The following is a 25,414-nucleotide window of genomic DNA, read 5'->3' as shown; positions in this document are numbered from 1 at the left end:
CCGGGCCGCGGCTACTCCCGTTCCTCCGGAGGCTGTTGGGTGCCCCGCTGCCGATGCTCCTTGCCCCACTCCACCGGAGGCGTGGGGGGCTGCGGATGCGCCGGCCCGGTCGGCGGCGGAGGCGGGGGCGGCGGTGCCGTCGGCCGGGGCCAGGGTTCGGTGGACGGCTGGTGCGGCGGGCGGCCACCGTCTTCGGGGCCGAGCCTGTCCGGGTCGAAACCGGGGCGGGTGAGCGGGCGGGTGGCGGGCCCGTCATCAGGGGGCTCGCCCTCGTTGCCGTACTGCTCCGGCGTCCACTCCTGGGTCGCCGGGTCGTGCGTGACCGGGCGGCCCGGGTCCCATGGTTCGGGCGCTGGTCGGGGCGCCGCCGCCGGGGGCGCGGCCGCGGGCTCGTCGTAACGGCCGTACCCGTCGTCGTAGCGCTCCTCGGCCCGGCGGCCGCCTACCCGCCCGCCGTGTACCCGCCCGCCGCGACCGCTCATCACCAGGGCGCCGAGCACCATCAGCGCACCGCCACCGAGGGCATTGGCCACGCCCACACCGAGGCCGTGGGCGCCCGCCGTGAGTTCGCCGGCCGACTGCCCCTGGCGGACCATCCACAAGACGGTGAAGCCCAGCACGACCACGCCCGCGAAGGCGACGAGCACCCGCGAGCGCAGCACGATGCCGATCAGGGTCAGCACGCCCGCGACGGCCAGCGGCAGAAAGACGGAGCCGTAGACGGAGGCGGCGTTGTCGGTGATGTTGTTGAAGAGATCCTCGATACGGAAATCGCTTCCGTGACGGCCGTCGTACCAGGGACGGAAGGGGCTCCAGACGGCGGCCGTCGCTCCGATGAGGGCGATCAGGGACCCGATGACGTTGCGCACCACTGGCGTCGCCTCGCTTCGAGTCGTCCTGAGCTCCTCCGTGAACGACGCTACGCCTGACCGCCCGTACCCGCTATTTCTCGGGCGTTTTCGGGCCCCGTCCGGGTTGTCACCCACGCTTGCTAGGGTGCCGTGCACGCGTCAGCCAACGCATGACGCGGAGAAAACGTCTTCAGGGGGATGGGCAAGGGTATGAAGCAGCGCACGCGCATATCGGGGACACAGAGCGGCAGGCGAACGAGGGCGCGGGCGCTGACCGCGACCGGGCTCGCACTGGCCACCGTCGCGACGGTCGGGGGCTGCGCCCTCACCACCCCTCGGGTCAAGATGCCGCCGCTCCCGTCCCCGAGCCCCTTCAGCTCGTACAACCCGAACGACCCGACCCCCTCCGACGAACCGTCGTACGACACCTTCTCGCCCTCGCCGACCGAGGAGACCTACAACCCGGACGGGAGTGCCGACGTCAACGGCACCGGCTGCGACTTCTCCGAGTCGCGCCACACGTTCACGTACACGATCCACATCACCAACCCGTCGCTGAGTGACACGTACTCCTACGACATCTCCGTCCTCTGGCTGAAGGACAAGCCGGCCGACGGCAAGAACTACGGCTCGCACCGGCGCTCCGTCACCGTGGGCCCCGGCGACACGGAGAGCTACGACGCCGAGTTCACCATCAATCAGTCCACCTGGGACCGGTTCTGGTTCACCTGCCACATCGATTCGGTCCAGAAGTCCCGGGCGTGACCGCATCCGGGCCGGGCCCGGTCACCGCACCCGATGGCCCCCTTTCCGGGCCGCGAACAGGTCCGCCTGCTGCTCCGGCGGCGCGTTGCCGAGCGTGATCAGATGCGGCGCGCCCGCCAGCGCCTGCGCACGCGCCGCCTCGCGCGCCGACCAGACCGCCCGTACGGTCCCCTGGACGGCCGCCGTCGGGTAGGAGGCGATCACCGCGGCCGCCCGCAGCGCCGCCGCGACCTCCTCGCCGTCGGGTACGACCTCCGACAGCAGGCCGGTCTCGTAGGCCCGCGCGGCCGAGAGCCGCTCCGCCGTCCCCATCAGCGCCATCCGCGCGATCTCGCCGAACGGCATCCGCTGCGCCATACCGATCGCCTCGTACGCGCTGACCATGCCGTACGTCGTATGCGGGTCGAAGAAGGTGGCCGACTCGGCGCCGATGAGGAACTCGCACTCGCCCAGCAGGTAGAACGCGCCGCCGCAGGCCATGCCGTTGACGGCTCCGATGACCGGTTTCCACAGGTCGTTCGCCTTCGGGCCGACGGTCAGCAGCGGGTCGTCCATCGAGTACGGGGAGGAGGGCTGCGGCGCATGGACGGAGCGGTCGATGCCGGTGCAGAAGGCACGGTCGCCCGCTCCGGTGAGGACCACGGCCCGGATCCGGTCGTCACCGCGGATCGCCCGCCAGGCGGCCTCCAGCGCCGCGGCCGTCGCCAGGTCGATCGCGTTGTGCCGTTCGGGCCGGTCGATCGTGACCAGTGCGACGCCGTCGTCCCCGGGGTGCTCGACCCGGATCGTACGGCCGGTCATGTTGTGCGTGCTGTTCGTGCCGTTCGTGCCGGTCACGGCCGCTCCAGGAGCCAGCGGGGTACGGTCACGCCCCCGGGCATGGTGTGGAAGGCGACTTTCACCGGGGCGCCGATGCGCAGCCGCGCCGGGTCGACGGAGTTGAGGGGGGCGTCGGCGGCGGTGACGAGGTTGCCGACGAGGCGGATGCGCGGGGCCTCGGCCAGCTCCACGACGACGGCGTTGTAGCCGGGCTGGGCGGCGTACGCGGGCAGCAGCGGCGGATGCGGCAGCACATACGACCAGATGCGGCCGCGGCCGCTCATCTTCCGCCAGTGGGCGGCGAAGGATTGGCAGTGCGGGCAGCAGGGGCGGGGCGGGAAGCGCAGCTCGTCGCAGTCGGCGCAGGCCTGGATGCGGAGTTCGCCGCGGGCGGCGTGTTCCCAGAAGGGCGCGCCGTCGTCGTCGGGGACCGGAAGAAGCAGGTCGGCGCCGGTGTCGGGCCGATTGTCAGTGGCGGGTGCCACGCTTGAGGACATGACTTCACGAACGGATTCGACGTCTCGGACGGATGCGGCGTCTCGGACGGATGCGGCGTCGCGCGCGAACTCGCGAGAACTCATTGACCGTCAACTCCTCAGCAGCAGGGCCGAGGTGGGGACTCCCTCGCCCGCGGTGACCAGGCAGGTGGCGGCGTCCGGGACCTGTGCGGTGCTGGTGCCGCGCAGCTGCTTGACGCCTTCGTTGATGAGGTTGAAACCGTGGACGTACGCCTCGGAGAGGCCGCCGCCGCCGGTGTTGAGGGGGAGCCGGCCGCCGATCTCCAGCGCGCCGCCTTCGGTGAAGGCCGCGCCTTCGCCGCGCCCGCAGAAGCCGTAGCCCTCCAGCGAGAGGGGAATCAGGGGGGTGAATGCGTCATAGATCTGCGCCACGTCGACGTCCTGCGGTCCGAGGTCGGCGCCCTTCCACAGGTGGCGGGCGGCGGTCCAGGCGGGCCCGGTGAGCGGGTCGTCGTTCCAGTAGTTGACCATGCCGTGGTGCTGGGCGGGCAGGCCCTGCGCGGCGGAGTGCACATAGACGGGCCGCTGCCGGCAGTCGCGGGCCCGCTCGGCGGAGACCACGACGCAGGCCAGCGCGCCGTCCGTCTCCAGGCAGTTGTCGAAGAGGCAGAGCGGTTCGCTGATCCAGCGTGCGGTCATGTACATCTCGCGGGTCAGCGGGCGGTCGTACATGATCGCGGCCGGGTTCTGGTTGGCCCGGTTGCGGCAGGCCAGCGCGACGTTGAAGAGGTGGTCGCGGGTGGCGCCGTACTCGTGCATGTAGCGGCGGGCCAGCATGCCGATCTCGTCGGCGGGGCGCAGCAGTCCGAAGGGGCGGGTCCACTGCCCCGGGGTCGGCAGCTGGACCTGCGTGTTCTTCCAGGGCCGCGGTCCCGAGCCGCGTTTGCGCGAGCGCCAGGCGACGCCGACGCTCGCCTGGCCGGTGGCGATGGCGGCCGCCAGGTGGGCCACGGTCGCGCACGAACCCCCGCCGCCGTAGCCGATTTTGGAGAAGTGGGTGACGTCGCCTGCGCCGATCGCCTTGGCTATCTCGACCTCGTCCGTCTCCTCCATGGTGTACGAGGCGAACGCGTCCACCTCCGACGGTGCGATCCCGGCGTCGTCCAGCGCCGCCACGATCGCCCGGCAGGCCAAGGCCTTTTCCGATTCCGGGAGTTGTTTGGCAAAAGGAGTCTGTCCGATGCCGGCTATCGCCGTAGCGTCCTTGAGGGTCGCCCCCATCGCCACCTCCGTGGTCGGCCGTCAGTGCTGACAGCCGAGGAGGCTACCGCTAATCTGACGGACAGTCAGCTATGACGACATCATGCTCTTGTTCGGCCGGCTCTTTCGCGGGAGGCAGTGCGATGCGCGATGACCTGGAACTGCGGGCGGACCTGGAGTACGGCTCCATCCCCCGGCTGGTGCGCGTGGCCGCGGAGCGGTACGGCCCCCAAGAGGCCGTGGTCGAGGGCCGCACCCGGCTCTCGTACGCCGAGCTGGGCGAGCGGGTGACGCGGGCGGCCGCCGCCTGTATCGCTTCCGGCGTCGCGCCCGGCGACCGCGTCGCCGTCTGGGCGCCCAACACCCTCGACTGGATCGTCTCCGCCCTCGGCGCGGTGACGGCCGGCGCCGTCCTCGTCCCCGTCAACACCCGCTTCAAGGGCGCCGAGACCGCCTATGTCCTGCGCCGCACCCGCGCCAAGCTCCTCTTCATCACCGGCACCTTCCTCGGCACGTCGTACGTCGCCTCGCTCCGCCGCGCCACCCAGGAAGGCGCCGGCCCCGGACCGCTCCCCGGACTGCCGCACCTGGAAAAGGTCGTGGTCCTGTCCGACGACGCCCCCGCCGACTTCACCACCTGGAAGGACTTCCTCGCCGCCGGCGCCTCCGTCGACGCCGCGACGGTCACCACCCGCGCCGACAGCCTCCGCCCGGACGCCCCCTCCGACATCGTCTTCACCTCGGGCACCACCGGCCACCCCAAAGGCGCGGTCATCACCCACGCCCAGACCCTGCGCGCCTACGCCGTCTGGAGCGAACTCGCCGGTCTCCAGCAAGGTGACCGCTACCTGATCGTCAACCCCTTCTTCCACACCTTCGGCTACAAGGCCGGCATCATCGCCTGCCTGCTGCGCGGCGCGACGATGATCCCCCAGCCGGTCTTCAACGCGGAGACCGCCCTCGCCAACATCGCCGCCGAACGGATCTCCGTACTCCCCGGCCCGCCCACCCTCCATCAGCAGATCCTCGACCACCCCGAACGCGGCCTGCACGATCTCTCCGCGCTCCGCCTGGTCGTCACGGGCGCGGCGGTGGTCCCCCTGGAGCTGGTCGAACGGCTGCGCAGCGAGCTGAAGATCTCTACCGTCCTGACGGCATACGGCCTTTCGGAGAGCTCCGGCATCGTCACGATGTGCCGGCGCGGCGACCCGCCCGAGGTCATCGCCGCGACCTCCGGCCGGGCCATACCCGGCACCGAGGTCCGCGTCGCCGACGCCGCGGGCCGCCCGACGTCACCCGGCGACCCCGGCGAAGTCCTGGTCCGCGGCTACACCGTCATGTCCGGCTACTTCGAGGACCCGGTCGGCACGGCCCGCGCCCTCACCTCCGACGGATGGCTGCGCACCGGCGACGTCGGCATCCTCGACGCCGACGGCAACCTCCGCATCACCGATCGCATCAAGGACATGTTCATCGTCGGCGGCTTCAACGCCTACCCCGCCGAAATAGAGCAGCTCCTGGGCCGCCACCCGGACATCGCCGACATCGCCGTCATAGGAATCCCGGACCCCCGCCTGGGCGAGGTCGGCAAGGCCTACGCGGTCCGCCGCCCCGGCTCGTCCCTCACTGCCGACGACCTGATCGCCTGGTCCCGCCGCGAGATGGCCAACTACAAGGTGCCGCGCGAGGTCGAGTTCGTCGCGGAACTGCCGCGCAATGCGAGCGGGAAGGTGGTCAAGCGGCGGTTGCGGGAGGGCGCGGCGACTGGGTGACGAGGCGGGGGTTCCAGATCCCGGGGGTCCGTGCGGCGGGGCGGGGCGACCGGGCACGCCGACCGGGGCGCCGGGACCGCGGAGGCGCGCGCCCACGTCATGCCGCGCAGCTACCGCCGAGGCGCGCGCCCATGTCACGCCGCGCAGCTACCAAGCCGCCGTCACCCTGCCACCGACCACCCCCACCCCCTCCGCCAACACCCGCATCCGTTCCCCGAACCCGTCCTCCACCGGCCCGAACCACACCGCCAGATCCTCGGCGCCCGCCGCCTCCCAGGCGGCCACCTCGGCCCGTACGTCCGCGAGCAGGCGGTCCGCCGAGGACCACTCCGTGCGGCTCCCCGCCGAGACACGAGGTGCACCCCCGGCCCCCTCGGGCCCGCCTGCGAGGACCTTCCGCCGCGCCGCGAACTCCCGCGGCGACAGCCCCACCGCCTGCCAGTACCCCCCGAACTCCGCCGCCCGCCGCAGCGCCGCGCCCGAATTCCCGCCGATCAGGAACGGCACCGGCTCCTCGGGTACGGGCTCGAACACCGCCCGCTCGTCGAACGCCACCGCCCCGTCCTCGTACGGCCCCCCGAGCCCCGAGTGCAGCCGCCGGATCAGCCGCAGCGTGTCGTCCGTCCGGGCGCCCCGCGTCCCGAAGTCCACGCCCGCCGCCTCGAACTCGTACCGCTGCCACCCGACCCCGACGCCCAGCACGAACCGCCCGCCGCTGAGCCGCGCCAGGGTCGCCGTCTGCCGGGCAAGGATCAGCGGATCGCGCAGCGGAGCGATGAGGACGGACGTGCCGAGGGTGATCCGTTCCGTGAGCGCCGCGATATAGCTGAGCGTGGTCAGGGCCTCGTACACCCCGCCGTATCCCGGCAGCGGCGTCCCGTACGGGCCCGGCGGGAGCACATGATCCGGCAGCCAGACCCCGGCGTACCCCAGCTCCTCCGCCTCCCGCGCCAGCTCCGCGACGGTCCGGACGTCCATCGCCGCGGACTCGTCGGGCAGGACGACATGCAGCCGCATCCGGGCGCCCGCGCCCTCGGTCCCCGGCTCCGGCTTCCTCTCCGTCATGACCTGTCCCCTTCTCTCCTGGACGCCTCGTTCCCGAGGCCTGCGGCCGAGGCGCCGCCGCAGGCCGCTCCGCTCCCGCGTGGCTCCTGCGGTACCTCCCGCGGCGCTTCGCTATGGCATTCCTACGGCCTCACACCGGTGTGAGAGTCAAGCGCCGCAGGGCAGGGGCGGAGCAGGAGCAGGGACGGAGGCGGGGACAGGCGGCAGGGGGGCAGGAGCACAGGCCGGCCCCGGGAGCTACTTCGCCGACGTCCAGTCCGGCCGGCGGCCGCTGAGGGCCACCACCCGGTCGAGCAGCGGAGCATCGTCCCCCACCGGCGCGGGTGCGGCGAACGCCGGCGCGGGCCCGCTCCCCGACTCCTCGGCCCAGGAGGTCAGCAGCGCATACGAGACCCCCAGGCTCGCCGGGTCGGGCGCGTACTCCTGGCCCGTGGCGCGCGCCAGATCCCAGCCGTGCAGCACCAGCTCGTTCAGCGCGATCCGGCCCGCGATGGCGGCGGGGAGGGTGACACCGCCCGCCTGGGTCTCGCCGGTCCAGGCCTCCGGGGCGCGCCAGGCCGCTGCCATCCCGGTCAGGTTCCGGACCAGGTCGTCGCGCCAACCGGGCGCCACATCCGGTACGGAGCTGCCCGGCGGCGTGCTGGTCATCGGCCCGAGGTCCTTGCGCGCCGCGTCCCGGAAAGCGCCGCTCAGCCCGACGAGATGCCCCAGCAGATGGCGTACGGCGTACTCCTCGCACGGCGTGGGGACGTCCAGCTGTTCCTCCGTGGTGTGCTCCGCCAGCCGCGCCACCAGCTGCGTCTGGGTGCCGAAGTCGATCTTCTCGGTCATGGTCTGTCCTTCCGTGCTGCCGTCGCGTCGGGGAAGCTGCTCCCTCGAGTGAAGACCCCTCCGGCCGGGGAAAGTCATCGCCACACCGGGCGGTAAGTCATTGCCGCAGCGGACGGTAAGTCGTCGCCGCACCGGACGGTAAGTCGTCGCCGCACCGGACGGTCCCGTGCGGCGTCGTGGTCTTTGTGTGGCGCGATGGTCTTCACCTGGAGCGATGGTCTTCACCTGGAGCGAAGGTCTTCACCTGGCGTGATGGTCTTCGCGCGGCGCGGTGGTGCCCCGTGGTGCGACGGGCCCGCACAGCGCGACGGTGCCTGAGCCGCGTCATGGTCCCCGCATACCGCGACGCTCCCGCGCGACGTCACCGTCCCCCCCCGCAGCCTCGCGGTCCGCGCGGCGTCGCGCGTCACCGTCCCCCGCAGCCTCACGGTCCCCCCGCAGCCTCACGGTCCGCGCGGCGTCGCGTCACCCTCTCCCCCCCCCCGCAGCGCCACGGTCTGCACCGCGTCGTGTCGTTCCCGTGGCGAGTCTCGGGAATACCGCCCGGCGGCGGCCGCGTTGTGGCCCCGCAGGGGGCGCTCGTATCCCCTACGGGATCTGTTCCCCCGCCCCCTAAGGAGCCTCTCCCCACCCCGCATCCCCCGCCCCCCGCCCCGCCTCGGCGTAGCGTTCCCGCAGGGCCGACTTGAGCACCTTGTTCAGCGGACCGCCGCGCGGCAGCTCATCCATGACCTCCAGCTGCTCCGGCAGCTTCTGCATCATCAGCCCGGCGGCCCGCAGATGTGAGGTGAGGGCGGAGAGCGTCAACGGGGCGGAAGCCGGCCCGGCGGCGGAACCGGGGGAGGGCTCCGCGAGCGTGACGACCGCGCACACCCGCTCCCCCCGCTGCCGGTCCGGCAGCCCGATGACCGCGGCATCGGCCACCGCCGGATGCGTACGCACCAGGTCCTCGATCTCCTGGGCGGAGATGTTCTCGCCCTTGCGGATGATGATGTCCTTCAGCCGCCCGGTGAGGACGAGATGCCCGTCGGGCCGCAGATGTCCCAGGTCACCGGTGTGGAAGTAGCCGTCCTCGTCGAACGCCTCCGCCGTCAGTGCCGGATCGGTGTACCGGCGGAAGAGCATCGTCCCCTTGAGCGTGACCTCCCCCGGCTCCCCGGCCCCGGCCTCACTTCCGTCCGCCCGTACGATCCGTACCTCGGCGCCCACCACGGGACGGCCCACCGTCCGCGCCAGCTGCTCATCGCTGTCGTACGGCGTCCCCATCGCGATCATCGGGCATTCCGTCATCCCGTACCCGTGCACGATCGCGCAGTCCAGCTCCCGCCCGGCCGCCGCGTACAGCTCCTGCGGCATCGGCGCCCCGCCGCCGGACAGCAGCCGCAGCGACGGAATCAGCCGCTCCGCCTCCGGCGACTGTCCCCGGTACCGCCGCGACTCGTCCAGGAACGCCTGATAGAACGCCGTGCTCCCGCCCGCCATCGTCACCCCGCTCCGCCGGTAGACGGCCGCCGCCCGCCCCGCCTCGAACGTTTCGAGCACCACCGCGGGAAAGCCGCTGACCAGCATCGCGATGACGTAATCCGGCCCGGCGATATGCGCGTACGGGAACGCAATCGAGCCGATGTCGTCCCCCGACATCCCCAGCGCGGTGGCCAGTCCGACCCCGCCGGCGATCAGCGAGGCATCCGTGTGCTCGACGCCCTTGGGGGACGCCGTCGTACCGGAGGTGTAGTAGACCCAGGTGGTGCGCCCGTCCCCGCCGTCGGCCACGGGATCGGCCGCATCGCCCGGGTCGCCCACCGGCAACCCGTCCGCCACCGAAACGACCCGCACCCCGTCCCCGGCCAGCTTCCGCGCCATCGCGGCGTGGTCGAACCCCCGCCACACCCCCGGTACGAGGAAGAACTCCGCCGCCGACTCGGCCAGGATGAACCCGACTTCCCGCTCCCGGTGCAGAGGGATGACCGGAGTCTGTACGGCCCCGATCCGCGCCAGCGCCAGCGACGCCACCACCGTCTCCACGCGCGTCGGCAACTGCCACGCCACCCGCGTCCCGGCCCCGATCCCCAGCCCCCGGAACCCGGCGGCCACGCGCACCGCCTCGTCCCGCACCTCGTCGAAGGTGACGGTCCGCCCGTCCTCGTCGAAGAACATGGGCGCCCCGGCCGAGGCCCGCGCTCGGTACTCGACCAATTCCCAGAGCGTGCGGATGCGGGAGGGTTCGAACACGGCGCGCCTCCTGGCTGTGAGCTGAGCTGAGCTGACTGAGCTGAGACAGAGCTGAGCAGAACAGAGTGAGCGGAGCGTGACGGGGCGGGCTGGGCCGGCCGGGTGCGTGGAATGGCGAGACTGTAGCACCGAATATGACGGAGCGTCAGATGCCGGATGTCGGTCGGATGCCGGTCAGGGGCCCGCCCGATGCCCGTCCGATGCCCGTCAGGCGTCATCCGCCGGTATCCGAAGGTGATGCGAGCGCCGCTGCAACCGATGGTGGGCCGTCGGGGTTTCTGTACTAGCGGAAGGAGGCCGGCCGTTGTCGGCACACCGCGCTTCGCTCGGCGGCGCCCGCTCGACGGGCGGCGGTCGTTCGGCGCGCATGCCCGGGGCCTGGGCGACTGCGCCAGTGCGCCGCGGCCCCGGCCGGAAGATCCCCCCACGAGTAGTTGCTCTCCGAGCAGCAGGAAACGGACCGCACATGAGCACCGAGGCCGCAAAACCCGAGGGCGTGAACACCCCGCCCGCGCACGCCGAAGCCGCACGCATCGAGCCCCTACAAGCAGAAAGCCGCCAGGACCGCTTCGAACGTGGCATGAAGGTGCTGTCGACCGTCAACGGCGAGGGCGGGCAGCGGGTCGTCGACGCCCTCGCCGATATCTCTCCCGAGCTCGGGCATCAGATCGTGGCCTGGGCCTTCGGCGAGATATACGACCGCCCCGGACTGGCCCTCCGCGATCGGCAGTTCGTCACCCTGGGCATGCTCACCGCCCTCGGCGGCTGCGAACCCCAGCTGGACGTGCACATCAACGCGGCGCTCAACGTGGGCCTCACTCCCGAGGAGGTCGTCGAGGCCCTGCTCCACTCCGCCGTCTACTGCGGCATACCCAAGGCGCTCAACGCGACCATGGCCGCCAAGAAGGTCTTCGCCGAACGAAGGCTTCTCGTGGCCGACGCCTCGTAAGTCGATGTGTGTGGTTTGTCGGGCGGAGGTGCGCAGCGGCCGATGCGCCGGTCGTCGTGGTGGGAAGGTGCTTGCTGCCCTGCGGCCGGCCAACGGGGGGCGTTAGCTGTGGCCGTGCGGGTCAGGGCGTGTGGCTGTCCAGCGGAGCCAACGGCGTGTGGCTGTCCAGCGGGGCCACCGGCGAATGGTTGTCCTGGGCGATGAAGGCGCTGCCGGAGGTCGGCGGGCGGTCGTCGGCCATCGCCGGCGCCGCGGTCGCGCCGGCGGCCGCGGCCGCTATCGCCGCGATGACAAGGGTCTTTTTGATACGGGTCACTTTGCTCCTCCGTCAGGGGCTGCGCGATTGTCGGGTACGCGACGCTAGCGCTAAATAGGACTAGTGTTCTATGTGTGGCTGGAATACGCCGCAGGATGGCGAGATACGACGTGGAGTCCGACATGCCGCAGGGGCCGGTCGCGATGGCCCCCCTCCATGCCATCGCGACCGGCCCCTGCGATCCCCCGAAGACTCGGTGGTGGACTGCTACCGGGGCTCGATGATCGGGGTGTGGTTGTCCCCCGTGGTCACCATGTCCCCCGGCTTCGCGGGGTTCTTCTTCTTGCCGAGCCCCGTCGCGGCAATGGGGGTGTGATTGTCCATGGGCTTGATGACATCACGCTCGGTCGGCTCTGGAGCCTTGTTCTCGGTGGCCACGTTCATCAACTCCTGTGTGTGGGCGCTTGTTGGCCTACCCGGCCGGCGACTCCCCCGTGGGTCGCCGGACGAGCGGACCAGGCCGTACACCTTACGGTGGGGCCGTGGCCGAGCCGCTTGCCCCCCGAGGCGGCGGTTCGGTAAGTAAGAGAATGGCCCTTGGCGATGAACGATCGATAAACGTCTCGCCGGAAGCCGCCGACCTGCGGTTATGCGGCGGTGGCCGGCCGGAGCAGCGCCTGGACGGTGGAACGCTCGGGCGATCCCAGGCGCGTGTAAATGGCGAGGGCGTCCTGCCAGCAGGCTTGTGCACGGCCGCTGTGGCCCACTTCGTTGAGCGCATGGCCCAGTAACGTGAGGACGTTCGCCCGCCACCATTCACCGCTGACGCCGCGCAGCGCGGTGAGAGCCTGGTCTGCGCTGGTGGCGGCCTCGGCGGGCCGGTGGTCCGCGAGGCATATCTCCGCCAGCCTGAAGTGCGTCATACCGGCCCAGAACCGCTGCCTGCTGTCCTGGAAAATGGCCAGCGCCTCGGTGAGTTGCTGCGTGGCATCTGCGAGTCGATTGGCGCGGGCGTAGGCCAGACCCAGCGCGTACATGCCGTTTGCCAGCCGTCGGGTCGCCCCGAGCTGCCGGTATATCGCGATGCCTTCCCTGGCGAGCCGGATCGCGCTGTCCAGGCGGCCAGTGTTCAGGTGAACGCGGGACAGGTTGCACAACGCGCTTGCTTCGGACTGCTTGTTGCGGTCGTCGCGAAAGGCGGCGAGCGCCTGGGTGAGGTAGGCCTCGGCATCGTCGTAACGCTGCTGGGTGGTCGCGATGATTCCGCGGTCGTTCGGCGCGTATGACGCGGCGAAGGGGTCCTCGGCGGCCAGACCGAGCAGCATCGCCGCCTTGGCGTGCTCGTCCGCTTCGTCGAGGCGGCCGGCCAGCGTATGGACGTTCGTGAGAGCGGTGTGAATACGCGCTTCGGCGTGCAGGTCCTTGCTCTCCCGGGCAGCATCGAGCAGGGAGTTGTTGACCTGCTCGTACTGCAGCGCGTCGGCACCGGATTCCGCGAGGTCCCGGGTCAGCAACAGCAGGTCCACCGCGCGTCGCAGGGATTCGGGGTCCCTCGACTGCTGCGCACAGGCCAGAATGCTGCCGGCCTCACTGAACAGCCAGCTCAGCGCCGTCGTACGGTCGTCGAAGGCCAGTCCGGGGTGGCGGGGGGACTCCATGTGGTCCACCAGCCGGTCCCCCGGCCGCTCCAGTGCGTACATCCCGGCGGCCGTCGCCAGGTAGAAGTCCAGCAACCGCGACAGCGCCGCAGCCCGCTCCGACGGCAGGTGCTCATCGCGCTCCGCACATGCCCGCGCATACAGGCGCACCAGGTCGTGGAAGCGGTATCGGCCGGGGGCGGCGGACTCCAAGAGGCTGGCATCCACGAGGGATTCCACAAGGTCTTCGGCGGAATCGGTGTCCATGTCGAGAAGCGCCGCGGTCGCCGCCAGCGAAATATCCGGCCCGTCCGCCAGCCCAAGTAGCCGGAATGCCCGCGCCTGCTGCGGCTCCAACTGGCCGTATCCCAGCTCGAAGGTCGCTTTGACGGCCAGGTCGCCGGCGCGCAATTCGTCCAGGCGGCGGCGTTCGTCGGCGAGTTTGCGGGCCAGGGTGGAGACGGTCCAGGTGCGGCGGGCGGCCAGGCGGGAGGCGGCGATGCGGATGGCGAGGGGCAGGAAGCCGCAGGCACCGACGACGGCCATGGCGGCCTGGCGTTCGGAGGTGACGCGTTCCTCGCCGACGATGCGGGTGAAGAGAGCCAGCGCCTCCTCCGGGCTCATCACGTCCAGGTCGATGAGGTGCGCGCCCGCCAGGTCGATCATCCGGGCGCGGCTGGTGATGAGGGCGGCACAGCCCTCCGTACCGGGCAGCAGCGGCCGGACCTGCGCGGCGTCACGTGCGTTGTCCAGCAGGGCCAGGACGCGGCGGCCGGCGAGCGTGGAGCGGTAGAGGGCGGAGCGCTCGGCCAGGCCGTCGGGGATGGCGGAGTCCGGTGTGCCCAGGGAGCGCAGGAAGGCGCCGAGGACGGCCTCGGGCTCGGACGGGGTGTGGCCGGCGCCCTGGAGGTCGACGTAGAGCTGCCCGTCGGGGAAGTGCTCGCGGGCGGCGTGCGCGACGTGCACGGCCAGCGTCGTCTTGCCGACGCCGCCGATGCCGGTGAGCGCGGAGACCGCCATCACGCTGCCCTCGGCGGTGGCGAGCTGATCGCCCAGCTCGTCGACGAATGAGGTGCGGCCGGTGAAGTCCGCGACGGTGGCGGGGAGTTGCTGGGGTCGTACGGCGCCCCGTCCGGTGGCGTCCCGGCCGTCGCTGACGGCGGGCGGCGCGTCCAGGTCGGCGTCGGCACGCAGGATGCGCTGCTGGAGCTCGGAGAGCGAGGCGCAGGGATCGACGCCCAGTTCATCGTCCAGCAACTTGCGGGTGTCGGTGTAGACCGCCAGTGCTTCCGCCTGCCGCCCGCTGCGGTACAGCGCCAGCATCAGGAGTTCGCGCAGCCGTTCGCGCAGCGGGTGAGCGGCGGTGAGGGCGGTCAGTTCGGAGACGGCTTCGGCATGGCTGCCGAGTTCCAGGTCGAGTTCGAGCAGGGTCTCCATCAGGGACAGCCGCCACTCGTTGAGGCGGGTGCGCTGGGTTTCGGCGTACGGGCCGGGGAGGCCGGCCAGCGGTTCGCCGTCCCACAGGTCCAGCGCCCGGTCGAGGAGTTCGCGGGCACGGCTGAGATCGCCGGCGGTCCTGGCCTTCTCGGCCTCGGCGGCGTACTGCTCGGCGTGATCGTGGTCGAGGTCGAGCGGCCGGCCGTCGGTCGACCGGATCGCATACCCACCGGACTCGCTGACCAGCGCATCGGCATCCGGGCCGAGCGCCTTGCGGAAACGGGAGGCATAGGTGCGCAGCGCGGCGAGCGCGGCGTGCGGCGGTTCGTCGCCCCACAGGGCGTCGACCAGCTCGGCCGCGGTGGCGGTGCGGCCGCCGCGCAGCAGCAGTGCCGCGAGCAGCGCCCGTTGCTGCGGGGAGCCCGCCGCCAGCGCCGTTTCCCCGCGCCATGCCCGTACGGGACCGAGCACGGTGAAGCGGAGCCGCTCCTGCCCCTGCCCCGTACCGTCGTCCATCATTTCCCCCTGCCCTGTCCCGGTCGTATACGCGCTGTTCGTACGTATCCGCTGTGCGCAACGGTCAGTCTGCCTTGTCGGGCCCCTTTACGTCAGTAGGGGTCTGGAGCATCCACAAAGCCTCCCCCGGTGTCGGGTGGGCGTTGAGGGGGAGGCGCACGGAGGAGCGCGGAGGCGCGGGTTCCGTGCGCCCCCTGTGTGCCTCTCCAGGCTCTGGTACGCGAAGAGGCCCCCGGTCGGTTCCCGTTCGGCGTCGGATTCGATCTCGGGTTCGCTATCGGATTCGTCGTGCCGCTCGACGCCGAGTTCGTCGTCTCGCGCCGTGTCGTCGTGTTTCGTTGCCGCGATCGCTCGCCGCATTACTGACGGACCGTCAGATCAACGCTACCGTGGCGCTATGGAGACCAAGGAGACCAAGGGCACCTTCCCCAAGATCATCTCGGTGGACGACCACACGGTGGAGCCGCCCGGCGTCTGGCGGGACCGGCTCCCGTCGAAGTACCACGACGTCGGCCCGCGCATCGTCCGCGCACCCCTGAAGGAAATGACCTTCGTGGGCGGCAAGTTCGCTCCGAAGATGGGCGCCCCGGGCGACGACGGCCCGATAGCCGACTGGTGGGTATATGAAGATCTGCACCGGCCGCTGACCCGCCTCGACACCGCGGTCGGCTACTCCCGCGACGACATCAAGCTGGAGGGCATCACCTACGAGCAGATGCGCCCCGGCTCCTTCAGCGTGCCCGAGCGATTGGCCGATATGGACGTCAATCACGTCCAGTCAGCGCTCTGTTTTCCGACCTTCCCCCGGTTCTGCGGGCAGACCTTCACCGAGGCCAAGGACCGCGAACTGGGGCTGCTGGGGGTGCGCGCGTACAACGACTGGATGGTGGAGGAGTGGTGCGGCCCGCAGGCGCAGGGCCGGCTGATCCCGCTCACCCTCATCCCCCTCTGGGACGCGGAACTGGCCGCCGCGGAGGTGCGGCGCAACGCGGCCCGCGGCGTCCGGGCGGTCTGCTTCAGCGAGATTCCGCCCCACCTGGGCCTGCCCAGCATCCACACCGACGACTGGGACCCCTTCCTGCGCGCCTGCGACGAGACCGGCACCGTCATCGCCATGCACATCGGCTCGTCCAGCAAGATGCCGTCCACCTCCGCCGACGCGCCGCCCGCCGTCGGCTCCACCATCACCTTCGCCAACTGCTGCTTCTCGATGGTGGACTGGCTGATGAGCGGCAAGTTCGACCGCTTCCCCAACCTCAGGATCATGTACGCCGAGGGCCAGATCGGCTGGATTCCGTACATCCTGGAGCGCGCCGATGTGGTCTGGGAGGAGAACCGGGGGTGGGGAGGCGTCGCCGACAAGGTCCTGCGCCCGCCGTCCGAACTCTTCGCGGAGCATGTGTACGGCTGCTTCTTCGACGACGCCTTCGGGCTGAAGAATCTGGAGGCGATCGGGGTGGGGAACGTGCTCTACGAGACCGACTACCCGCACTCGGACTCGACCTGGCCCAAGTCGAAGGAGGTCGGGGAGGCGCAGATGGGGCACCTGGCGCCCGATGTGGTGGAGCGGATCGTGCGGGGCAACGCCATCGAGCTGCTGGGGCTGACGGGGGAGGGTCTCTGGGGGCCGGCCGCGCCCGCCCGGTAGCGGGCCGGCCGTGCCCCACCTTCTGCCGCGGCCGCCGAGGCGGGGCCTGCCGAGGCGGGATCGGGGCCGATGCGTGGTGCGGGGGGTGGACGGCGGACCCCCGGAAAAGCGCCCGTCTCCGGTGAGCAGCGTGACCGCCATGGCCACCAGCTCCGCGTCGGCCTCCTCCGTACGGTGATCGGCAATGCCGGCGCGAAACGGCGCCGCCCCCTCGACGAGCGTCGCGAACACCCCGGCCCGTGCTCGGCATCGCGCGGGCACAGGCCGGGCCGTCGAGCGTGGAGGAAGGCGGCGACCTGGCCCCGGTGGTCGCGGTCCTGCCGCCCCTCTTGCCTGATGTGGCGTCAGCCACCACGATGGCCCCGCCGATAATTGACGGTCCGTCAGGTGTGGGCGCCGACGGCGCAGCCGCCCTGAGTGCCGGACACCGGACATCCAATGAGGAGCCGTCCAGATGGTGCGGATACTGCCCGAGGGGCGACTGGCGTACGGAATGCAGCTACCGGTGCAGTCGCAGAGCACTCTCTACGCGGAAAGCTGGGAGTCGGCGGCCGGGCCGGCCGACCTGGTGGAGATCGCGCGGGTCGCCGACCGGCACGGTTTCGCGTACATCGCCTGCTGCGAGCACATCGCGATTCCGCGGCGGCTGGCCGCGGCGATGGGCACGACCTGGTACGACCCGGTGGCCACCCTCGCCCACCTGGCGGCCGTGACGGAGCGGGTGCGGCTGCTCAGCCACGTCGCGGTGGTGGGGCTCAAGCATCCGCTGGTGAGCGCGAAGCAGTACGCGACGCTGGACCGGCTCTCCGGCGGGCGGCTGATTCTCGGCGTCGGCGCGGGTCATGTGCAGGAGGAGTTCGAGGCGCTGGGGGTGGATTTCGCGCGGCGGGGGGCGGTGCTGGACGAGACCGTCGATGCGCTGAAGGAGGCGCTGGGGCCGGCGGAGTTCCCCGAGTTCAAGGGGGCGCGGTTCGCGTTCTCGGGGCTGGGGCAGTCGCCGCGGCCGGCGCAGTCGCCGCGGCCGCCGATCTGGGTCGGCGGCTCCTCGACCGCCGCCGTACGCCGGGCCGCGGTGCGCGGTGACGGGTGGCTGCCGCAGGGCGACCGGCGGGATCAGCTGCCCGGCCAGATCGCCAGGCTGCTGGCCCTCAGGGAAGCGGCCGGGGTCGCCGAGCCGATCGCGATCGGGACCATCGCCGAGCCGCTGTACGTGGGTGAGCCGGGATGGGAGGTCGGGCGGCGGACCCTGTCGGGGGCCCCGGAGCGGATCGCGGAATCGCTGCGCGAGTACCGGGCGATGGGCGTGGCCCAGATACAGGTGCGGTTCCGCAGCCGGAGCCGCAGTGAACTGACGGACCAGATGGCCGCGTTCGCGACGGAGGTCGCGACGCATCTCGACGACTGAGCGACTGAGTGGGGCCGGAGCGGGTGCGGCACGGACCGCCGTACCGCACGGGAACGCTGGGAGGCGGGCATGGAAAAGCTGGCAGGCCGGGTCGTCCTCATCACGGGCGCGGCGCGTGGGCAGGGCGAGCAGGAGGCGCGGCTCTTTGCGGCGGAAGGGGCGCGGGTGGTCCTTGGTGATGTGCTGGACGGGCCGGGGGAGGCGCTCGCCAAGGAGCTGGGGGAGGACCGGGCCCGGTACGTCCATCTGGATGTGAGCCAGGAGGCGGACTGGGAGGCGGCGGTCGCGGCGGCGAAGGCGGCGTTCGGGAAGATCGACGGCCTGGTCAACAACGCCGGGATACTGCGCTTCAACGAGCTGGTGAATACGCCGCTGGCGGAGTTCCAGCAGGTGGTGCAGGTCAACCAGGTCGGTGCGTTCCTGGGGATGAAGGCGGTGACGCCCGAGCTGGCGGCGGCCGGCGGCGGGACGATCGTGAACACCGCCTCGTACACGGCGCTGACCGGGATGGCGTTTCTGACGTCGTACGCCGCGACCAAGGCCGCCATCGTCGGGATGACGCGGGTGGCGGCGATGGAGCTGGCGGGCAAGGGGATCCGGGTCAATGCGATGTGCCCGGGGGCGGTCGATACGCCGATGACCAACCCGGACCGGGTGGCGGCGGACGGCGGGCCGAAGGCCGCCGATGCGGCGGGCAGTGCGGCGCTGGATGAGTTCTACGGGAAGGTCGTCCCGATGGGGCGGATCGGGCAGCCGGAGGAGGTGGCCCGGCTGGCCCTTTTCCTCTCGTGCGAGGACTCGTCGTACATCACCGGGCAGCCGTTCGTCATCGATGGGGGGTGGCTGGCGGGGGTCTCGGTCTTCTGAGTGCCCGCGGAGTGGCCTTCGGGCGCCCGCCGAGTGTCCTCTGCGCGCGGTCCGGCGCGTCCCGGCGCGGTCCGGCGTCTTCCGGGTGCGGCGCGGGTCAGTTTCTGACGCGGCGTCAGGTATTGACGGTCGATGCGGGCGGTGCCAGAGTCGGCCTGGATCGTCATCTGACGGTGCGTCAGTTGAGCGCCGGGCGGGCTCCGCCGGCTCGGCCGGGCGGATTGTCAGAGGGGCGGGGTACCGTCGAAGACGTGACGGAATGTACGGCGAACATCGACGGAAAGTAATCAGACGGACGCAATCTTCCGGGGGGCGACCCCCGCACCCCGAAGGAGTGAACTCCCTTGGAATTCGGGCTCTTTGTGCAGGGATATGTGCCGGCGGCGAGGGCGAAGGTGGACCCCGAGGCCGAGCATCACGCGCTGATGGAGGAGACCGAGTACGTCATCCAGGCGGACAGGTCCGGCTTCAAATACGCCTGGGCCTCCGAGCACCACTTCCTGGAGGAGTACTCCCACATCTCCGCGAACGACGTGTTCCTGGGCTACCTGGCGCACGCCACCGAGCGCATCCACCTCGGCTCCGGGATCTTCAACCCGCTCGCCCCGGTCAACCACCCGGTGAAGGTCGCCGAGAAGGTCGCCATGCTCGACCATCTCTCGGGCGGACGCTTCGAGTTCGGCTCCGGACGAGGCGCCGGCAGCCACGAAATACTCGGCTTCATGCCGGGCGTGACCGACATGAACCACACCAAGGAAATCTGGGAAGAAACCATCGCGGAATTCCCCAAGATGTGGCTCCAGGACGAGTACGTCGGCTTCAAGGGCAAGCACTGGGAGCTGCCGCCGCGCAAGGTCCTGCCCAAGCCGTACGGGAAGTCGCATCCGGCGATGTGGTACGCCGCCGGATCGCCGTCCTCGTACGCGATGGCGGGCAAGAAGGGGCTGGGCGTGCTCGGCTTCAGCGTGCAGAAGGTCTCCGACATGGAGTGGGTCGTCGAGTCGTACAAGACGGCCGTGAAGGAGGCGGCGGCGGTCGGCGATTTCGTCAACGACAACGTCATGGTCACCTCGACGGCGATCTGCGCGGAGACGCACAAAAAGGCGGTGGAGATCGCCGTCGGCGGCGGGCTCAACTACCTGCAGTCGCTGCTCTTCCGCTACCACGACACCTTCCCGCGGCCCGAGGGCATACCGGAGTGGCCGGAGCTCCTGCCCGAGTACACCGAGGAGATCATCGAGCTGCTGATCGCCGAGGAGCTGATGATCTGCGGTGATCCGGACGAGGTGCTGCGGCAGTGCAAGAGGTGGGAGCAAGCCGGCGCCGACCAGCTCTCCTTCGGGCTGCCCATCGGAGTGAACTCCGAGGACACCCTCAACACGATCAAGCTGATCGGCGAGCACGTCATCCCCAAGATCGACACCGATCCGGTGCACCGGACCACGCGATTCCGTCAGTCGGCGGGCAGCTAGAGCCCGTCCGGTCCGCCTGCGCCGGAGAGGGCGGCGCCCTGGCCGGGCGCCGCCCTCCACGAACCGCACCGAGAAAGGGATCCTCGCCATGCTCGACCACCTGATCAAGGGCGCGACCGTCGTGGACGGGACCGGCGCGCCCTCCTACGCCGCCGACCTCGGCATCCGGGACGGGCGGATCGCGATCGTCGCGGAACCCGGGACGGTCACCGAGGCGGCCCGCACGAGCGAGGACGCCCAGGGCCTCGTCCTCGCCCCCGGCTTCGTCGACCCGCATACGCACTACGACGCCCAGCTGTTCTGGGACCCGTACGCCACCCCCTCGCTCAACCACGGCGTGACCACCGTCGCGGGCGGCAACTGCGGCTTCACCCTCGCCCCGCTGCACCCCGACCGCCCCGAGGACGCCGACTACACCCGGCGGATGATGAGCAAGGTCGAGGGCATGTCGCTCGTCGCACTGGAGGAGGGCGCGCCCTGGAACTGGCACACCTTCGGGGAGTATCTGGACGCGCTGGAGGGCCGGATCGCGGTCAACGCCGGCTTCATGGTGGGCCATTGCGCGCTCCGGCGGCATGTGATGGGCGCGGACGCGGTGGGCGGGCAGCCGACGCCCGAGCAGATGGCGGACATGCTGCGGCTGTTCCATGACGCCATGGACGCCGGGGCCTGGGGGCTGTCCACGACCCAGTCGTCCACGCACTCCGACGGCGACGGCAAACCGGTCGCCTCGCGGCACGCGCGCCCCGACGAACTCCTCGCCCTCTCCCGCGCGGTGGCCGACCACGAAGGCACCCAGATCGAAGCCATCGTCGCCGGCTGCCTCGACCGGTTCGACGACGACGAGATCGATCTGTTCGTGGAGATGTCGGCGGCCGCCGGGCGCCCGCTGAACTGGAATGTGCTCACCATCGACGCCGCGGTCCCCGAGCGGGTGCCGCGCCAGCTGGTCGCCAGCGAACGGGCCCGCAAGGCGGGCGGCCGGATCGTGGCGCTGACCATGCCGATCCTCACCCCCATGAACATGTCGCTGGGCACGTTCTGCGCCCTGAACCTCATTCCCGGCTGGGGCGAGATCCTCGGCCTTCCGGTGCCCGAGCGGATGGCCAGGCTGCGGGATGCGGACGTACGCGCCGAGATGCTGCGCCGGGCGACCAGCAAGGAGGCCGGGGTCTTCCGCCGTCTGGCCCGCTTCGACCGGTACGTCATCGGGGACACCTACTCCGCGGCCAACGAAGGGCTCAGCGGCCGGGTGGTCCGCGACATCGCCGCCGAGCGGGGTCAGGACGCCTTCCACTGCCTGGTCGAGATCTGCGCCAACGACGAGCTCCGTACGGTCCTGTGGCCGATGCCCACCGACAACGACCCGGACAGCTGGGCGCTGCGGCGGGAGACCTGGCAGCACGAGGACGTGCTGCTCGGCGGTTCGGACGCCGGCGCCCACCTGGACCGGATGTGCGGGGCCCCGTACACCACCCGCTTCATCGGGGACTGTCTGCGCGGCCGCCAGCTCGTCGGGCTGGAGCGGGCCGTACAGATGCTGACCGATGACCCGGCCCGGCTGTTCGGGCTGCGCGAGCGGGGCCGGATAGCCGAGGGCTACCACGCGGACCTGGTGCTGTTCGACCCGGACCGGATCGACGCGGGGCCCGCGACGCTGGTGCACGACCTGCCGGGGGACAGCCCGCGGCTGGACTCGAAGGCGATCGGCGTGGTGAGCGTACGGGTCAACGGCGTGGAGACGATCCGGGACGACGTGGTGACCGGGGCGGTGCCGGGGACGGTGCTGCGGTCGGGGCGGGACACGAGGACGGTGAGTACCAGGTGACCGGAGCGGATGCGGCGACCGCGGGGGACGGGCGGCTGTTCATCGGCGGGGAGTGGGTCGAGCCGGACGGCGGCCATTACGACGTGATCGACCCGGCGACCGAGGACGTCGTCGGGCGGGCCCCGGAGGCCGGCCGGGCACAGGTGGAGGCGGCGGTCGACGCGGCCCGCGAGGCGTTCGCGGGCTGGTCGCGCACCGCACCCGAGGAGCGGGCGGCGATCCTGGACCGGGCCGCCGAAGTGATGCGCCGCGAGATCGTTCCGTACGCGGAGCTGGCCCGGGCGGAGAGCGGCGCGACGACCGCCACCGCGCGCGGGATGCAGGTGGGGGTGTCCGTCGCACGCTTCAAGCGCTATGCGCGCGGTGCCCTGGAACCGGTCGAGACGGGGCTGCCGCCGCAGGTCAACGAAGCCGGGCCGATGGGGAAGGCGGGCGTCCTGGGCGCGCTCGCGGTGCGTCGCCCGGTCGGCGTCGTCACCTGCATCACCTCGTACAACAACCCCTGGGCGAACGCGGCGGGCAAGGTGGCGCCGGCGCTGGCGATGGGCAATACGGTCGTGGTCAAGCCGGCGCCGCAGGATCCGCTGTCGGTGTACCGGATGGCCGAGGCGCTCGCGGAGGCCGGGGTGCCGCCGGGGGTGGTCAATGTCGTCACCGGCGCGCGGCCGGAGGTCGGCGAGGCGGCGGTGGCCGCGGACGGCGTGGACATGGTCAGCTTCACCGGTTCCACCGCCGTCGGCCGGAAGATCGCCGAGGAGTGCGGCCGCGGCATGAAGCGGCAGCTGATGGAGCTGGGCGGCAAGGGCGCGGCGCTGGTCTTCGACGACGCCGACCTGGAGAGCGCGGTGGCCGGCATCGGCACGACCTTCTCCTTCTACAGCGGCCAGATATGTACGGCGCCGACGCGGGTGCTGGCGCAGCGCGGCATCTACGAGCGTCTGGTGGCCGGCCTCGCGCGGTATGCGGAACGGCTGCCGCTGGGCGATCCGGGCGACCCCGGCACGGTCGTCGGCCCGGTGATCTCCGCCGCGCACCGGGACCGTATCGAGTCGTACACCGAGCTGGCAGGGAAGGAGGGCGCGCGGCTGGTTGCCGGCGGCGAGCGTCCCGCGCGGGAACGCGGCTTCTATGTGGCACCGACGCTCTTCGCGGACTGCACGAACGCGATGCGGGTGGTGCGCGAGGAGATCTTCGGGCCCGTCGTCGTGGTGGTCCCCTTCGACGACGAGGAGGAGGCCATCGCGCTGGCCAACGACAGCGACTACGGGCTGCTGGACTATGTCTGGTCCGGCGATGTGGCCCGCGCCTTCCGGGTCGCGGGCAGGCTTCGGGCCGGCGGGGTGGGCATCAACACGGTCGGCCGCAACATGGAGGCGCCGTTCGGCGGCTTCAAGCGCAGCGGGGTCGGCCGCGATGTCGGTTCGTACGCGCTGCACGCCTACAGCGAGCTGCAATCGATCGTGTGGCCGGGGTGAGATGCCGGTCACAGGGCCGGGGCGGGAGGCCGGTCGTGGCGCGGCGGGAGAGGTCCCCTTGCACGAGCGGCCGAAAATTTCCAGACAACGGACGGGAAATTTTTGAACTACACCAAAACGGACACTGCTGCGGTTCCCGCATCGCGGAAGACGTGAGCTAATCCCGTGAAGTTGAAGGCTCAACTCAACTTTCTCATGCGATTGCCCGGCTGTTGAGTCTCATTTACCTGCACAGTGAAGGCATTCGCGGCGGAGGCTGACCTTCCGGATGCGGAAACAGAAGGCTTTAACGTCCTGTTCATGGTTCAGGTAGACCCCCGGCCGAAGACCGGAGACACGGTAACGAGCGTCGGCGGAAGTGGCAGTGACACCCGCAGCAAGGGCCTCAGCGGCAACTCCGTCGGCTTGCTCGGCAGCGCGGTCATCGGCATATCGACCGTCGCGCCGGTCTACTGCCTCACCTCCACGCTCGGCCCGACCGTGGGCGAGGTCGGCGTGCAGATGCCCGCCGTCTTCCTCGCGGGCTTCCTGCCGATGCTGCTCGTCGCCTTCGCCTATCGCGAGCTCAACAAGGCGGTCCCCGACTGCGGCACGTCCTTCACCTGGACGGTCAAGGCCTTCGGGCCGCGCGTCGGCTGGATGTGCGGCTGGGGACTGGTGATCGCGACGATCATCGTGCTCTCCAACCTCGCCGGCGTCGCCACCTCGTTCTTCTATCTCCTGCTCGGCGAACTCACCGGCAGTCAGGCCATCGCCGACCTGGACGGCAACAAAGTCGCCCACGTCGCGACCTGTCTGGTCCTCATCGCCGCCGCCACGGCCATCAGCTACCGCGGGATGACCGCCACCAAGGGCGTCCAGTACGCCCTGGTCGGCCTCCAGCTCGCCGTCCTGGCCGTCTTCGTCGTGATGGCGATCGTCAAGGCGCAGTCCGGCGATCTCGCCGGCTCCCTCCACTTCTCCTGGACCTGGCTCGACCCGTTCGCCGTCCAGTCCTTCTCCGCCTTCACCGCCGGTCTCTCGCTGTCGATCTTCATGTTCTGGGGCTGGGACACCTGCCTGACCGTGAACGAGGAGACCGCGGGCAGCGAGAAGACCCCCGGCCGCGCCGCGCTGCTGGCCATGGTCGTCCTGATCGGCTCCTACCTGCTGACCGCCGTCGCCTCGCAGATGTTCTCCGGCGTCGGCCACAAGGGACTGGGCCTCGGCAACCCCGGCACCGCCGACAACGTCTTCGCCGCCCTCGCCAACCCCGTCATGGGCACCGTGCTCGGCGTACTGCTCTTCGTCGCGGTCCTCGCCTCGGCCGCGGCCAGCCTCCAGACCACCTTCATCCCGGTGGCCCGCACAGTCCTCGCGATGAGCACGTACGAGGCCCTGCCGGCCTCCTTCGCCAAGATCCACCCGCGATTCCGCTCCCCGGGCAAGGCGACCGTCGCGGCGGGCACGGCGACCGGCGTCTTCTACGCGGTGATGAGCTTCCTGAGCGAGAACGTCCTCATCGACACCATCTACGCGCTCGGCCTCATGATCTGCTTCTACTACTCGATCACGGCCTTCGCCTGCGCCTGGTTCTTCCGCCGCGACCTGCGCAACTCCGCCCGCGACCTGCTGTTCAAGGGCGTCTTCCCGGCCCTGGGCGGCGTCCTTCTCGCGGCCGTCTTCTTCAAGACCCTGATCGATATGTGGCACCCCTCCTACGGTTCCGGCAGCTCGGTCTTCGGTGTCGGCTCGGTCTTCGTCATCGGCGTCGGCCTGCTGCTGATCGGCGTCGTCGTCATGCTGGTGATGCAGCGGCGCAGCCCGGCGTTCTTCCGGGGTGAAGTGCTGACGCGGGCCACGCCGGCCATGGTGGTCGAGGACTGACCCGG

Annotated in this window: 20 protein-coding genes; 10 read left to right on the top strand and 10 right to left on the bottom strand. The window is 71.0% G+C overall.

Going from position 1 to position 25,414, the window contains the following annotated elements:
• Positions 1-11 precede the first annotated feature (11 nt).
• Entirely contained in the window at positions 12-872 is an 861-nt protein-coding gene (locus ACIGWZ_RS21185) for a hypothetical protein (protein WP_400066828.1), read from the bottom strand.
• Between the two features lie 189 nt (positions 873-1,061).
• Here ACIGWZ_RS21185 and ACIGWZ_RS21180 point away from each other — a divergent pair, with 189 nt between their 5' ends.
• Positions 1,062-1,616, top strand: coding sequence for a hypothetical protein (locus tag ACIGWZ_RS21180; protein ID WP_400066826.1), 555 nt, complete (start codon positions 1,062-1,064; stop codon positions 1,614-1,616).
• A gap of 21 nt (positions 1,617-1,637) precedes the next feature.
• On the opposite strand, the gene ACIGWZ_RS21175 is transcribed toward ACIGWZ_RS21180, so the two are convergent.
• The 3 genes from ACIGWZ_RS21175 to ACIGWZ_RS21165 form a co-directional block, all read right to left on the bottom strand.
• Positions 1,638-2,417: an enoyl-CoA hydratase/isomerase family protein gene (locus tag ACIGWZ_RS21175; protein WP_400067258.1), complete on the bottom strand. Its 780-nt coding sequence runs from the start codon at positions 2,415-2,417 to the stop codon at positions 1,638-1,640.
• 32 nt (positions 2,418-2,449) lie between these two features.
• Entirely contained in the window at positions 2,450-2,932 is a 483-nt protein-coding gene (locus tag ACIGWZ_RS21170) for a Zn-ribbon domain-containing OB-fold protein (RefSeq protein WP_400066825.1), read from the bottom strand.
• Positions 2,933-3,022: 90 nt separating this feature from the next.
• Positions 3,023-4,174 carry a lipid-transfer protein gene (locus ACIGWZ_RS21165; RefSeq protein WP_400066823.1) on the bottom strand — a complete coding sequence of 384 codons (1,152 nt, stop codon included), beginning with the start codon at positions 4,172-4,174 and terminating at the stop codon, positions 3,023-3,025.
• 122 nt (positions 4,175-4,296) lie between these two features.
• On the opposite strand from ACIGWZ_RS21165, the gene ACIGWZ_RS21160 reads away from it, so the two are divergent.
• Entirely contained in the window at positions 4,297-5,925 is a 1,629-nt protein-coding gene (locus tag ACIGWZ_RS21160) for a FadD3 family acyl-CoA ligase (RefSeq protein ID WP_400066821.1), read from the top strand.
• A gap of 147 nt (positions 5,926-6,072) precedes the next feature.
• On the opposite strand, the gene ACIGWZ_RS21155 is transcribed toward ACIGWZ_RS21160, so the two are convergent.
• From ACIGWZ_RS21155 to ACIGWZ_RS21145, 3 genes are all read right to left on the bottom strand, one after another.
• Positions 6,073-6,990 carry a TIGR03619 family F420-dependent LLM class oxidoreductase gene (locus ACIGWZ_RS21155; protein WP_400066819.1) on the bottom strand — a complete coding sequence of 306 codons (918 nt, stop codon included), beginning with the start codon at positions 6,988-6,990 and terminating at the stop codon, positions 6,073-6,075.
• Between the two features lie 237 nt (positions 6,991-7,227).
• Complete coding sequence (locus tag ACIGWZ_RS21150; protein WP_400066817.1) at positions 7,228-7,821, bottom strand: TIGR03086 family metal-binding protein; 594 nt, start codon at positions 7,819-7,821, stop codon at positions 7,228-7,230.
• A 612-nt stretch (positions 7,822-8,433) separates the two neighbouring features.
• Positions 8,434-10,053 carry a class I adenylate-forming enzyme family protein gene (locus ACIGWZ_RS21145; protein ID WP_400066815.1) on the bottom strand — a complete coding sequence of 540 codons (1,620 nt, stop codon included), beginning with the start codon at positions 10,051-10,053 and terminating at the stop codon, positions 8,434-8,436.
• Positions 10,054-10,633: 580 nt separating this feature from the next.
• Here ACIGWZ_RS21145 and ACIGWZ_RS21140 point away from each other — a divergent pair.
• On the top strand, positions 10,634-11,002 hold the full coding sequence (locus tag ACIGWZ_RS21140; protein ID WP_400067256.1) for a carboxymuconolactone decarboxylase family protein: 369 nt from the start codon (positions 10,634-10,636) through the stop codon (positions 11,000-11,002).
• A gap of 121 nt (positions 11,003-11,123) precedes the next feature.
• Here ACIGWZ_RS21140 and ACIGWZ_RS21135 read toward each other — a convergent pair whose 3' ends face one another.
• From ACIGWZ_RS21135 to ACIGWZ_RS21125, 3 genes are all read right to left on the bottom strand, one after another.
• Positions 11,124-11,318 (bottom strand): hypothetical protein, encoded by a 195-nt coding sequence (locus ACIGWZ_RS21135; protein ID WP_400066813.1) that lies wholly within the window; start codon positions 11,316-11,318, stop codon positions 11,124-11,126.
• A gap of 207 nt (positions 11,319-11,525) precedes the next feature.
• Positions 11,526-11,702 carry a hypothetical protein gene (locus tag ACIGWZ_RS21130; RefSeq protein ID WP_400066811.1) on the bottom strand — a complete coding sequence of 59 codons (177 nt, stop codon included), beginning with the start codon at positions 11,700-11,702 and terminating at the stop codon, positions 11,526-11,528.
• 203 nt (positions 11,703-11,905) lie between these two features.
• Positions 11,906-14,848, bottom strand: a complete 2,943-nt coding sequence (locus ACIGWZ_RS21125) for an AfsR/SARP family transcriptional regulator (RefSeq protein WP_400066809.1) — start codon at positions 14,846-14,848, stop codon at positions 11,906-11,908.
• Positions 14,849-15,245: 397 nt separating this feature from the next.
• Between ACIGWZ_RS21125 and ACIGWZ_RS21120 the strand changes: the two genes are divergently transcribed.
• The 7 genes from ACIGWZ_RS21120 (at position 15,246) to ACIGWZ_RS21090 (ending at position 25,409) form a co-directional block, all read left to right on the top strand.
• Positions 15,246-16,496: an amidohydrolase family protein gene (locus ACIGWZ_RS21120; protein ID WP_400066807.1), complete on the top strand. Its 1,251-nt coding sequence runs from the start codon at positions 15,246-15,248 to the stop codon at positions 16,494-16,496.
• Between the two features lie 454 nt (positions 16,497-16,950).
• On the top strand, positions 16,951-17,901 hold the full coding sequence (locus ACIGWZ_RS21115; RefSeq protein WP_400066805.1) for a TIGR03619 family F420-dependent LLM class oxidoreductase: 951 nt from the start codon (positions 16,951-16,953) through the stop codon (positions 17,899-17,901).
• Positions 17,902-17,970: 69 nt separating this feature from the next.
• Positions 17,971-18,768, top strand: coding sequence for an SDR family NAD(P)-dependent oxidoreductase (locus ACIGWZ_RS21110; RefSeq protein ID WP_400066804.1), 798 nt, complete (start codon positions 17,971-17,973; stop codon positions 18,766-18,768).
• 344 nt (positions 18,769-19,112) lie between these two features.
• Positions 19,113-20,240: an LLM class flavin-dependent oxidoreductase gene (locus ACIGWZ_RS21105; protein WP_400066802.1), complete on the top strand. Its 1,128-nt coding sequence runs from the start codon at positions 19,113-19,115 to the stop codon at positions 20,238-20,240.
• An 88-nt stretch (positions 20,241-20,328) separates the two neighbouring features.
• A complete protein-coding gene (locus tag ACIGWZ_RS21100) occupies positions 20,329-22,068 on the top strand; it encodes an amidohydrolase family protein (RefSeq protein ID WP_400066800.1) in 1,740 nt (579 codons plus the stop codon).
• Complete coding sequence (locus tag ACIGWZ_RS21095; protein WP_400066798.1) at positions 22,065-23,543, top strand: aldehyde dehydrogenase family protein; 1,479 nt, start codon at positions 22,065-22,067, stop codon at positions 23,541-23,543. The genes ACIGWZ_RS21100 and ACIGWZ_RS21095 overlap by 4 nt, the downstream gene beginning before the upstream one ends.
• A 300-nt stretch (positions 23,544-23,843) precedes the next feature.
• The gene (locus ACIGWZ_RS21090; RefSeq protein ID WP_400066796.1) at positions 23,844-25,409 is read left to right on the top strand and encodes an APC family permease; all 1,566 of its coding nucleotides are present in this window, start codon (positions 23,844-23,846) and stop codon (positions 25,407-25,409) included.
• Positions 25,410-25,414 lie beyond the last annotated feature (5 nt).

It is taken from the genome of Streptomyces sp. NPDC053427, from assembly GCF_044544985.1.
Classification (GTDB): Bacteria; Actinomycetota; Actinomycetes; order Streptomycetales; family Streptomycetaceae; genus Streptomyces.
The sequence above is the reverse complement of the archived record's forward strand: the minus strand, read 5'-3'. Positions and strand labels throughout refer to the sequence as shown.